This window comes from Stenotrophomonas acidaminiphila (genome assembly GCF_014109845.1).
Classification (GTDB): domain Bacteria; phylum Pseudomonadota; class Gammaproteobacteria; order Xanthomonadales; family Xanthomonadaceae; genus Stenotrophomonas; species Stenotrophomonas acidaminiphila.
The window spans coordinates 2,308,795-2,321,161 of sequence record NZ_CP043567.1; the positions used below are offsets into that span (position 1 = coordinate 2,308,795).

8 protein-coding genes and 1 tRNA gene are annotated in these 12,367 nt (G+C 66.7%); all 9 read left to right on the forward strand.

Annotated elements, in window-relative coordinates:
• The 9 genes from nuoL (at position 1) to truB (ending at position 12,303) form a co-directional block, all read left to right on the forward strand.
• Positions 1-2,142: an NADH-quinone oxidoreductase subunit L gene (gene nuoL / locus F0P95_RS10545; RefSeq protein ID WP_182334195.1), complete on the forward strand. Its 2,142-nt coding sequence runs from the start codon at positions 1-3 to the stop codon at positions 2,140-2,142.
• A 20-nt stretch (positions 2,143-2,162) separates the two neighbouring features.
• Positions 2,163-3,674 (forward strand): NADH-quinone oxidoreductase subunit M, encoded by a 1,512-nt coding sequence (locus F0P95_RS10550; RefSeq protein WP_182334196.1) that lies wholly within the window; start codon positions 2,163-2,165, stop codon positions 3,672-3,674.
• 37 nt (positions 3,675-3,711) lie between these two features.
• Complete coding sequence (nuoN, locus tag F0P95_RS10555) at positions 3,712-5,172, forward strand: NADH-quinone oxidoreductase subunit NuoN (protein WP_054668646.1); 1,461 nt, start codon at positions 3,712-3,714, stop codon at positions 5,170-5,172.
• Between the two features lie 207 nt (positions 5,173-5,379).
• Positions 5,380-5,456: transfer RNA gene (locus tag F0P95_RS10560), tRNA-Met, on the forward strand.
• Positions 5,457-5,652: 196 nt separating this feature from the next.
• Positions 5,653-6,243, forward strand: a complete 591-nt coding sequence (gene rimP / locus F0P95_RS10565) for a ribosome maturation factor RimP (RefSeq protein ID WP_054664883.1) — start codon at positions 5,653-5,655, stop codon at positions 6,241-6,243.
• A gap of 4 nt (positions 6,244-6,247) precedes the next feature.
• Positions 6,248-7,759 (forward strand): transcription termination factor NusA, encoded by a 1,512-nt coding sequence (gene nusA / locus F0P95_RS10570; RefSeq protein ID WP_182334197.1) that lies wholly within the window; start codon positions 6,248-6,250, stop codon positions 7,757-7,759.
• Between the two features lie 95 nt (positions 7,760-7,854).
• Complete coding sequence (gene infB / locus F0P95_RS10575) at positions 7,855-10,488, forward strand: translation initiation factor IF-2 (RefSeq protein WP_182334198.1); 2,634 nt, start codon at positions 7,855-7,857, stop codon at positions 10,486-10,488.
• A gap of 75 nt (positions 10,489-10,563) precedes the next feature.
• Positions 10,564-10,956, forward strand: a complete 393-nt coding sequence (rbfA, locus tag F0P95_RS10580) for a 30S ribosome-binding factor RbfA (protein WP_182334199.1) — start codon at positions 10,564-10,566, stop codon at positions 10,954-10,956.
• 435 nt (positions 10,957-11,391) lie between these two features.
• Entirely contained in the window at positions 11,392-12,303 is a 912-nt protein-coding gene (gene truB / locus F0P95_RS10585; protein ID WP_182334200.1) for a tRNA pseudouridine(55) synthase TruB, read from the forward strand.
• Positions 12,304-12,367 lie beyond the last annotated feature (64 nt).

Here is a 12,367-nt window from a genome sequence, read left to right on the forward strand (position 1 = left end):
ATGGAAATCACTCTCTCCAAGAGTCTGTTGATCGCAGTGGTGCTGGCACCGCTGCTCGGCAGCATCATCGCCGGCCTGTTCGGTCGCCAGGTCGGGCGCAAGGGTGCCCAGTACGCCACCATCCTCGGCGTCGCGGTCAGCTGCGCGCTGTCGATGCACACCCTCTACCAGTTGCTGTGGGGCGGGGCGCAGCCGTTCAACCAGAACATCTACACCTTCTTCGAAGTCGGCCAGTACGCCGCGCACGTCGGTTTCATGGTCGACCGCCTGACCGCGATGATGATGGTGGTGGTGACGTTTGTGTCGCTGCTGGTGCACGTCTACTCGATCGGCTACATGGCCGATGACGACGGCTACCAGCGCTTCTTCAGCTACATCTCGCTGTTCACCTTCTCGATGCTCACCCTGGTGATGAGCAACAACTTCCTGCAGCTGTTCTTCGGCTGGGAAGCGGTGGGCCTGGTGTCGTACCTGCTGATCGGCTTCTACTTCAAGAAGCCCAGCGCGATCTTCGCCAACATGAAGGCGTTCCTGGTCAACCGCGTGGGCGACTTCGGCTTCCTGCTGGGCATCGCCGCCGTGCTGTGGGTGTTCGGCACCCTGGACTACGCGACGGTGTTCGCCAACGCGCCGCTGCTGAACGACCCCAACGCGCTGGTCCAGGTGTGGTCGGGCTCGATCAACCTGTTCGGCCATCCGCTGCAGGTGCTGAGCGAGCCGGTGATCTGGTCGATCGCCACCCTGATCTGCATCTGCCTGTTCATCGGTGCGATGGGCAAGTCGGCGCAGGTGCCGCTGCACGTGTGGCTGCCTGATTCGATGGAAGGTCCGACCCCGATCTCGGCGCTGATCCACGCCGCGACCATGGTCACCGCCGGCATCTTCATGGTGACCCGCATGTCGCCGCTGTTCGAGCTGTCGCAGACCGCGCTGAACTTCGTGCTGTTCATCGGTGCCACCACGGCCTTCTTCACCGGCCTGATCGGCATCGTGCAGAACGACATCAAGCGCGTGGTCGCCTACTCGACGCTGTCGCAGCTGGGCTACATGACCGTGGCCCTGGGCGTGTCGGCCTACTCGGGTGCGGTGTTCCACCTGATGACCCACGCCTTCTTCAAGGCGCTGCTGTTCCTGGGCGCCGGCTCGGTCATCATCGGCATGCACCACGAGCAGAACATGATGAAGATGGGCGGCCTGCGCAAGTACATGCCGATCACCCACATCACCATGTGGATCGGCACCCTGGCGCTGGTCGGCACCCCGTTCTTCGCCGGCTTCTATTCGAAGGACACCATCATCGAGGCCGCCGCGCTGCATGCCCATGCCGCCAACAGCGGCTGGGTGGCGACCTACGGCTACTGGGCGGTGCTGGGCGGCGTGATCGTCACCAGTTTCTACAGCTTCCGGCTGCTGTTCCTGACCTTCTTCGGCAAGGAACGCTTCCGCGACGCGCACGATGACCACGGCCACGACGCCCACCACCATGACGACCATCATGGCCATGGCGCGCACGAGCCGCACGAGTCGCCGTGGGTGGTGACCCTGCCGCTGATCCTGCTGGCCATCCCGTCGATCCTGATCGGTTTCTTCACCATCGGCCCGATGCTGTTCGGCACCGGCTGGGACGGCCATGCCGCGGCAACCGGCGTGCCGGGCCAGACCCTGTCGTTCTTCACCGGCATCGTCGACTTCTACGATCCGGCCCGCGACACCATCGCCGCCGTCGGCAGGGAGTTCTGGCACGGCTCGGTGGCCTACGCAGTGCACGGCATGATGATGCCGGCGTTCTGGCTGACCGTCGCCGGCTTCATCCTGGCCTGGGTGTTCTACATCTGGAAGCCCGAGCTGGCAGGCAAGTCCCGCAAGGCCCTGGCGCCGGTCGTATCGGTGCTGGAGAACAAGTACGGTTTCGACAAGCTGTGGATCGATGGTTTCGCCGGTGGCAGCGTCAAGCTTGGCAAGGCCGCCCGTGCCGTGGACAGCAACGTTGTGGATGGGGTGGTGAACGGTGCGGCCCGCGTGGTCGAGCTTGCCGCCAACCTGCTGCGCCGCACCCAATCCGGTTTCCTCTACCACTACGCCTTCGTGATGATCATCGGCCTGATCGCCCTGCTGGGCCTGCTGATGCATTTCTCGCGTTGACCTGTACGGAATAAGAAGACGTGTCGAACTGGCCCCTACTCAGTATCCTCATCTGGCTGCCGATCCTCGGCGGTGCGTTGATTCTTGCCGTGCGCAACGCCCAGGCTGCCCGTTGGGCATCCCTGGCGGTGGCACTGCTCACCTTCCTGTTGAGCCTCGGCCTGCTCAGCGGCTATGACCGCGCCGCGGCCGACGTGATGCAGTTCGTCGAGCAGCATCCGTGGATCCCCGCCTACGGCATCGGTTACAACCTGGCGGTGGACGGCATCGCCATCGCGCTGGTGCTGCTGACCACCCTGGTGGGCGTGCTGGCGCTGATCGGCGCCTGGGGCGTGGTCGACAAGCGCGTGAACCAGTACGTGGCCGCCTTCCTGATCCTGGAAGGCGTGACGGTGGGCATCTTCGCCGCCACCGACGCGATGCTGTTCTACGTGTTCTTCGAAGCCATGCTGATCCCGATGTTCCTGATCATCGGTGTCTGGGGCGGTCCGCGCCGCATCTATGCCGCGCTGAAGTTCTTCCTGTACACCTTCCTCGGCTCGGTGCTGATGCTGGTGGCGCTGATCTACCTGTACATCAAGGGCGGCAGCTTCCAGCTGGCCGACCTGTACCAGCTGCAGCTGTCGGCCAGGGAGCAGACCTGGGTGTTCTTCGCGTTCCTGATCGCCTTCGCGGTCAAGGTGCCGATGTTCCCGGTGCATACCTGGCTGCCGGACGCCCACGTGGAAGCGCCGACCGCCGGCTCGGTGATCCTGGCCGCGATCGCGCTGAAGATCGGTGGCTACGGCTTCCTGCGCTTCAACCTGCCGATCGTGCCCGATGCCAGCCACGAGTGGGCCTGGCTGGTGATCGCGCTGTCGCTGGTGGCGGTGATCTACGTCGGCCTGGTGGCGCTGGTGCAGGACGACATGAAGAAGCTGGTGGCCTATTCGTCGATCGCGCACATGGGCTTCGTGACCCTGGGTACGTTCACCGCGCTGTGGCTGGTGCGCGAGGCGGGCAACGCCGACGCCGCCCGCCTGGGCCTGCAGGGCGCGATGGTGCAGATGGTCTCGCACGGCTTCGTGTCGGGCGCGATGTTCTCCTGCATCGGCGTGCTCTACGACCGGCTGCATACCCGCCGCATCGCCGACTACGGCGGCGTGGCCAACGTGATGCCCTGGTTCGCCGCGTTCGCGCTGCTGTTCTTCATGGCCAACTCGGGCCTGCCGGGCACCAGCGGTTTCGTGGGCGAGTTCATGGTGGTGCTGGCCAGCTTCCAGTGGGAGCCGCTGGTGGCGCTGGGCGCGGCCACCACGCTGATCATCGGCGCGGCGTATTCGCTGTGGCTGTACAAGCGCGTGTTCTTCGGCGAGGTGGGCAACGCCCATGTGGCCGAGATGAAGGACATCAACGGGCGCGAATGGCTGGTGCTGGGCGTGTTCGCCATCGGTACGCTGGCACTGGGCCTGTACCCGCGGCCGCTGACCGAACTGATGGAGCCCTCCATCGCCAAGCTGGCGATGCAGATCGCATCGAGCAAGCTGCTGTAAGCGGCCCCGTCGAGAGTATTGATTCCAGGATTTGATGATGACAACGCCGACGCTACTGCCGTTGACCGCCGCCGACCTCCCGCCGTTGCTGCCAGAACTGGTGGTGATCGGCGGGGCCTTCGCCCTGCTGATCCTCGATCTGTTCATCAGCAACCGCCACAAGGTCTGGACCCACTTCCTGTCGGTCGCGATCCTTGCCGTTGCTTTCGCCATGCTGCTTGGCGGCGTGGGCGGGCAGGGCGAGGTGTTCCATGGCATGTTCATCCGCGACAACGCCGCCGACGTCATGAAGACGGTGGTGGTGCTGGTCAGCGGCCTGACCCTGATCTATGGGTGGAGCTACCTGCGCGAGCGCAATCTGTACCAGGGCGAGATCGCGGTGCTGGTCCTGTTCGCCACCGCGGGCATGATGCTGCTGGTCTCCGCCGGCAGCCTGCTGATGGTCTACCTGGGGCTGGAACTGCTGGCGTTGTGCTCGTATGCGCTGGTGGCCAGCAACCGCGACAACAAGCTGGCCGCCGAAGCGGGCATGAAGTACATCGTGCTCGGCTCGCTGGCCTCGGGCCTGCTGCTGTACGGCATGTCGCTGGTCTACGGCGCCACCGGTTCGCTGCATCTTGACGTGATCCACGCCGCCGCCGCGCATTCGGACGAGCGCGTGCTGCTGCTGACCGGCGCGGTGTTCATGGTCGCCGGCGTCGCCTTCAAGCTCGGCGCCGCACCGTTCCACATGTGGCTGCCGGACGTCTACCAGGGCGCGCCGGCGCCGATCGCGCTGTTCATCAGCTCGGCGCCGAAGCTGGCTGCGTTCGGCATGGCCTACCGCCTGCTCGAAGCCGGTGTCGGCCCGCTGTCGGCCGAGCTGCAGTACGTGCTCGCCGGCCTTGCCGCGCTGTCGCTGGTGGTGGGCAACCTGATGGCCATCGCCCAGGTCAACCTCAAGCGCATGCTGGCCTATTCGACCGTCTCGCACATCGGCTTCCTGCTGATGGGCGTGGCCGGCGGCGGCGCCGCCGGGTACTCCTCGGCGATGTTCTACGCCGTGGCCTACGCGATCATGTCCACCGCCGCTTTCGGCGTGATCGTCGCGCTGTCGCGCTCCGGCTTCGAGGCCGAGAGCATCGACGACTTCAAGGGCCTGAATGCACGCAATCCGTGGATGGCCGGGCTCATGCTGTGCGCCATGTTCTCGCTGGCCGGCATCCCGCCGTTCCTGGGCTTCTGGGCCAAGCTGGCGGTACTGGGCGCCGCGGTCAACGGCGGCCTGCTGTGGCTGGTGATCCTGGGCGTGATGAGTGCGGTGGTGGGCTGCTTCTACTACCTGCGCGTGGTCAAGGTCATGTACTTCGACGAGCCGGTGGGCGAGCCGCTGCCGCGCAACAATGACCGTCTCCTGGGCATCGTGCTGGGCGTGAACTGCGTGGCCCTGCTGGTGCTGCCGGTTGCCCTGGGGCCGCTGCTGGCCTGGATGCGCAACGCATTTGCTCATTTGTCATAAAAAGCGATACAAAACGGCGCGATTCATGTAATATGCGCGCACTGAGTTGATGGCGGTGCCGGCAAGCCGGTATCGCCAGACCATCCAGGGATGGTCAACCGGAGCGTGGAACGTTCCGGGTTTCAGCGGAATCCCCGGATTTCCTGAAACAATGAAGTAAAAAAGACTTGCGGTAACGGTCCAATTACTTCATAATTCCGCTTCTGCTGCGGGGTGGAGCAGTCTGGCAGCTCGTCGGGCTCATAACCCGAAGGTCGCAGGTTCAAATCCTGCCCCCGCTACCAGTTCCGGCCTTCTTCAACATCTGTTGTCGAAGGCTGAATCTGGGCTCGCAGGAACGATTGCTTCCGTTCCTGCAACCGGAATCCAGTCACCGGATTCATACCGGACAAAGGGCCCAGTCGGGCCCTTTGTTGTTTCCGCAAAACGAAAAGTCCGGCCGGTTTTTCCCGTTTCCCCATTACCAAATCAAGGCAGGCTGTGAGCGACAAGGCTACTGAAATCGCGAATCTGCTGGGCCCCACCGTGCAGGCGTTGGGCCTGGATCTGCTGGGCGCCGAGTATCTGCCGGCGCCGGGCGGCGCCACGCTGCGTCTGTACATCGACGTGCCGCTGGCCGAGCAGCCCGAGCGCGTGGTCAACATCGACGACTGCGAGCGGGTGAGCCGCGAGGTCTCCGCGCAGCTGGATGTCGAGGATCCGATCAGCGGCAACTACACGCTGGAAGTGTCCTCCCCGGGCGTGGACCGGCCGCTGTTCACGCTGGAGCAGTTCGAGCGCCACCTGGGCGAGTCCGCCAAGGTCGGCCTGAAGCTGCCGCAGGAGAACCGGCGCCGCCTGCAGGGCGAGATCGCCGCGGTGGACGCCGATGCCGGCACCGTGACCTTCGTGGTCGATGGCAAGCCGTTCGTGGCGGCCTTCGACAACATCGACAAGGCGCGCATCATTCCGGACTGGGCCGCGCTTGGCCTGGCTCCGACCAAACCGACCGGTCCGGCCCCCAGGCAGGGGAGCGCGGCCAGGAACAAATCCAATAACGAAACCGCGGCCCGAAAGCCGCGCGCGGAGTAAGCCGATGAGCAAGGAACTTCTGCTGGTAGTCGACGCGGTCGCCAATGAGAAAGGCGTGCCGCGCGAAGTGATCTTCGATGCGATCGAGGCGGCGCTCGCCTCCGCGGCCAAGAAGCGCTATGTGGACCAGGACGTGCTCGCGCGCGTTTCGATCGACCACAAGGACGGCAGCTACGAGACTTTCCGTCGCTGGGAAGTCGTGGCCGACGACGTGGTGATGGAATCGCCGGACCGCCAGATCCGCCTGATGGACGCGATCGACGAGGCCGATGGCGTCGAGGTCGGCGACTACATCGAGGAACAGATCGAGAACCCGGATTTTGGTCGCATCGCCGCGCAGGCCGCCAAGCAGGTGATCGTGCAGCGCGTGCGCGAAGCCGAGCGCCAGCAGGTCGTGGACGCGTGGAAGGATCGCGTCGGCGAGCTGGTGACCGGCGTGGTCAAGCGCGCCGAGCGCGGCAACATCTACGTCGACCTGGGCGGCAACGCCGAGGCCTTCATCCCGAAGGACAAGGGCATCCCGCGCGACGTGCTGCGCGCCGGCGACCGCGTGCGTGGCTACCTGGCCGAAGTGCGCTCGGAGCCGCGTGGCCCGCAGCTGTTCATCAGCCGCGCCGCGCCCGAGTTCATGATCGAGCTGTTCAAGCTGGAAGTGCCGGAAGTCGGCCAGGGCCTGGTCGAGATCAAGGCCTGCGCCCGCGACCCGGGTGACCGCGCCAAGATCGCGGTCATCGCCCACGACAGCCGCACCGATCCGATCGGCGCCTGCATCGGCATGCGCGGTTCGCGCGTGCAGGCCGTCAGCAACGAGCTCAACGGCGAGCGCGTGGACATCGTGCTGTGGAACGAGAACCCGGCCAACTTCGTCATCAACGCGATGGCGCCGGCCGAAGTGCAGTCCATCATCGTCGATGAGGAAAAGCACTCGATGGACCTGGCCGTGGCCGAAGAGCGCCTGGCCCAGGCCATCGGCAAGGGCGGCCAGAACGTGCGCCTGGCCAGCCGCCTGACCGGCTGGCAGCTCAACGTGATGACCCAGGACCAGGTCACCGCCAAGTCGGAAGCCGAGCAGACCGTCGCCCGCCAGCTGTTCATGGACAAGCTGGAAGTGGACGAGGAAATCGCCGGCATCCTGGTCAGCGAGGGTTTCAGTACCGTCGAGGAAATCGCCTACGTGCCGATCGGCGAGCTGCTGGCCGTGGAGGGCTTCGACGAGGACATCGTCGAGGAACTGCGCGCCCGTGCCCGCGACGCGCTGCTCAACGAGGCGCTGGCCGTGGAGGAGGGCGCCGAGGAAGGCGTGCCGACCGCCGACCTGCTGGCGCTGCCGGGCATGGACGAGGCCACGGCCTACGCGCTGGCCGGAAACGGCGTGCGCACCAGCGAGGACCTGTCGGACCTGGCGGCCGACGAAGTCCTGGAGTTCGGCATCGAGGGCATGGACCTGGAGCGCGCCGCGGCGCTGGTCCTGGCAGCCCGCGCCGAGGAGATCGCCCGTCTGGAGCGCGGCGAATGAGCCAGCGATGAACAGGGCCCTGAGCCGCTCAGGGCGTAGACTCCGCGCTGCCTTCGTCCGTATCGAGGGGGCGCCAACAAGATCATAGGATCCGAATGTCGCAGCAAACCACCATCCGCAAGCTCGCCCAACTGGTCAACACGCCGGTGGAGAAACTGCTGGAACAGCTGGCCAAGGCCGGCATGAAGTTCAGCGGTCCCGACCAGGTCGTGACCAGTGCCGAGAAAGTGAAGCTGCTCGGTTTCCTTCGCCGTTCCCACGGCAAGGACGAGCAGGTCGCCGACGAGGCTGACGCCGCGCCGAAGAAGATCACCCTGAGCCGCCGCACGCAGCAGGAAGTGACGGTCAACGCCGGCCGCAGCAAGACCACGGTCAACGTCGAGGTGCGCCAGAAGCGCACCTACGTCAAGCCGGCCGCCGGTGCGCCGATGGATGCGGATGCCGAGCGCGCCGAGATCCTGCGCAAGCTCGAGGAGTCGCGCCAGCGCAACCTCGACGAGCAGCGCATGCTGGCCGAGAAGGACCGCGCGCGCGACGAGGAAATCGCCAGGCAGAAGGCGGCCGAGGAGGCCGAGCGGCTGCGTGCCGAGGCCGAGCGCAAGGCTGCCGAGGAGGCCGCGCAGGCCCCCAAGGCGCCGGCCCGCGCCGCCGAGGACGAGGACGAGGAGCCGGTGGTGAAGAACGTGCGCCATGCGCCGTCGCCGAGCCGTCCGCACGCCGTGCGCGACGATCGTGCCGCGCATGCCAAGCCGGGCAGCAAGTCGCGCGGCCCGCAGTCGTCCGACGACAACGGCGGCAACCGCTTCGGCGGCCAGCTGCACCTGTCGCCGTCCGACCGCGCCCGCCGCGGCGGCAACAACAGCAATTCCCGTGGCCGTCCGGGCGCACGCGCGCCGCAGGGCCGTCGTGGCGCCGAGCAGTCGCGCGGCGGTGGCGGCAGCCACGGCTTCGAACGTCCGACCGCACCGGTGGTGCGCGAGGTCGCCATCGGCGACACCATCACCGTGGCCGATCTGGCGCAGAAGCTGGCGCTGAAGGGCGGCGAAGTGGTCAAGGCGCTGTTCAAGATGGGCGTCATGGCGACCATCACCCAGTCCATCGATCACGACACCGCGGCGCTGGTGACCGAAGAGCTCGGCCACAAGGTCGTGCGTGCCGGCAACAATGATGCAGAGGACGCGCTGCTGGCCATCACCGATGCCGACCAGGGCGACGCCGTGCCGCGTCCGCCGGTGGTCACCATCATGGGCCACGTCGACCACGGCAAGACCTCGCTGCTGGACTACATCCGCCGCACCAAGGTCGCCAACGGCGAAGCCGGCGGCATCACCCAGCACATCGGCGCCTACCACGTGGAAACGCCCAAGGGCGTGATCAGCTTCCTCGATACCCCCGGCCACGCCGCGTTCACCTCGATGCGTGCCCGTGGCGCGCAGCTGACCGACGTGGTGGTGGTGGTGGTGGCGGCCGATGACGGCGTCATGCCGCAGACCCGCGAAGCCATCCAGCACGCCCGTGCGGCCAATGCGCCGATCGTGGTGGCGATCAACAAGATCGACAAGTCGTCGGCCGATCCGATGCGGGTCAAGAACGAGCTGCTCGCCGAGCAGGTCGTGGCCGAGGACTTCGGCGGCGACACGCAGATGGTCGAGATCTCGGCCAAGACCGGCCAGGGCATCGACGACCTGCTGGATGCGATCTCGCTGCAGGCCGAAGTGCTGGAGCTGAAGGCGGTGGCCGAAGGCCGCGCCAGCGGCGTGGTCATCGAATCCTCGCTGGACAAGGGCCGCGGCCCGGTCGCGACGGTGCTGGTGCAGCAGGGTCAGCTCAAGAAGGGCGACTACCTGGTGTGCGGCATCCAGTACGGCCGCGTGCGTGCGCTGTTCGACGAAACCGGCCGCCAGGTGGCCGAGGCCGGCCCGTCGATCCCGGTGCAGGTGCTGGGCCTGTCCGGCGTGCCGGATGCCGGCGACGACTTCGTGGTCGTCGACGACGAGCGCCTGGCCAAGGATGTGGCGCAGCAGCGCGAGACCAAGCGCCGCGAGTCGCGCCTGGTCGCCAGTGCCGGCAGCCGCATGGAAGACATCATGGCGCAGATGGGCAAGGGCGAAGGCCAGCAGGTGCTGAACCTGCTGATCAAGGCCGACGTCCAGGGCTCGGTGCAGGCGCTGAGCCAGTCGCTGGTGGGCCTGTCCAACGACGAGATCCGGATCAACGTGATCCACTCCGGCGTGGGCGGCATCACCGAATCCGACGCCAACTCGGCGGTGGCCTCCAAGGCCACGGTCATCGGCTTCAACGTGCGTGCGGACGCTTCTGCCCGTCGCATCATCGAATCCAACGGCGTCGACCTGCGCTACTTCTCGATCATCTATGACGTGATCGACCAGGTGAAGCAGGTGGCTTCGGGCCTGCTGGGCGTGGAGATCCGCGAGGAGATCATCGGTATCGCCGAGGTCCGCGACGTTTTCCGCAGCTCCAAGTTCGGCGCGGTCGCCGGCTGCATGGTGGTCGAGGGCGTGGTCAAGCGGAACAAGCCGATCCGCGTGCTGCGCGACAGCGTGGTGGTGTTCGAGGGCGAACTGGAATCGCTGCGCCGCTTCAAGGAGAACGTGGACGAGGTCCGCAACGGTACCGAGTGCGGTATTGGCGTGAAGGCCTACAACGACGTCAAGGCAGGCGACCAGATCGAGTGCTTCGAGCGCATCGAAGTGCCGCGCACCCTGTAACGACGCAGTACCGGCCGGCCCGCGCGACGCGGGCCGGCCGCGTTTCCCCCGCAACAACCAGACGAGCGAGATTCCGTGCCCAAGACTTTCCACCGTACCGACCGAGTTTCCGCGCAGATCCGCCGTGATCTGGGCACGCTGGTGCATGCCGCCGTGCGCGAGCATGGGCTGCCGTCGGTCAGTGTTTCGGACGTGGAGGTCACCCGCGACATGGCCCATGCCAAGGTGTTCGTCACCGCGTTGATGCCCGAGCGTTCGCTCGAGGCGGTCAAGGGCCTGCGCGAGCTGGCCGGCGAGCTGCGCATGGGCCTGGCCCGGGCGATGAAGCTGCGCCACGTGCCGGAACTGCACTTCCACTACGATGATTCGGTGGACCGCGGCGAGCGCATCGACAACCTGCTGCGCGACCTGCCGGATGTGCAGTCGGCGCAGTCTGGCGCTGGCGGCGAGGAAGGCGAGAAAGCCTGAGCGTTCGGGCATGTGTCTTCTCCCGGCGGGAAATGTTCCCCGGAGGGTGGGCGCGAGCGCGGCGGGCGGGGTCGAACCCCGCGGGGCTTCCCGGCCGGGGTAGCGCGAGGCGAAAGCGGCTGATTCCACTCCCCGGCCAGGGGCGGGCTGTTTTTCTTTGCCCGTGCAAGGAAAAGTAATCCAGAGCGGCGCTTCGCAATTGCCGATGGCTGGCAGACACGCCCTGCCAGCGTGCCCGACACGCTGCGCGCCACGGGTCCACTCCGTTGATGGGAGTTTCCGCCGAGACGTCCGTGTCTCTTCGAAAACCGGCGCCATCCCTGCGTGCCGGCCCGCGGCTTTCCCCGCTGGCTCAGTCGCCGCGGAAGGAAGCCCTAAGATCAAAGGCCGAAAGGCAACTGCAACCGCAGCAACAAGGCAGAGCAAGGCATCCCAATGCGCCCCCGTATCCAATTCCGCCGCCTGGACGGCATCGTCCTGCTCGACAAGCCCGCCGGCATGAGCTCCAACACCGCGCTGCAGGTGGCACGGCGGCTGTTCCGTGCGGAGAAGGGCGGGCATACGGGCAGTCTCGACCCGCTGGCCACCGGGCTGCTGCCGTTGTGCTTCGGCGAGGCGACCAAGATCGCCGGCCTGCTGCTGGGCTCGGCCAAGGCCTATGACGCGGAGATCGCGCTGGGCACGACCACCGACACCGACGATGCCGACGGCACGGTGTTGCGGCAGCGTCCGGTGCCGGCCATCGACGCGCAGGCGCTGCGCCAGGCACTGGAGCCGCTGACCGGGCACATCCGCCAGCGCGCCCCGATCTACTCGGCGCTGAAGCAGGGCGGCGAGCCGCTGTACGTGAAGGCGCGCCGCGGCGACGCCATCGAGGCACCGGAGCGGGACGTCCACGTGCAGGCGATCGAGATCCTGGAACAGCAACCTGAATGGCTGCGGCTGCGCGTCACCTGCGGCTCGGGCACCTATATCCGCAGCATCGCCCGCGACCTGGGCGAAGCGCTGGGCTGCGGCGCCCACATCACCGCACTGCGCCGGTTGTGGGTGGAGCCGTTCCTGGCGCCGCGGATGATCGGCCTGGACGCGCTGCGCGGGCTGGCCGAAGCCGGGGACGACGCGGCCCTGCTGCAATGGCTGCTGCCGCTTGAGGCGGGATTGAGCCATTTCGGCCGGGTCGAACTGGATGCCCCGCGCGCGCAGCGCTTCTGCATGGGCCAGCGCCTGCGCGATCCGGCGTGGCCGGGCGGGCTGGTGGCGGTATTCGCCGATGACGGCAAGGCCCTGGGACTGGGGCAGGTGGACGCGGCCGGCATGCTGGCGCCGCAGCGCCGTTTCAATCTCTGACCGGGCGGCCCCGGCGGGGTCGGATACAGGTTGCGCCTTGTGGCCGCAGGCGCGGATCGTTACA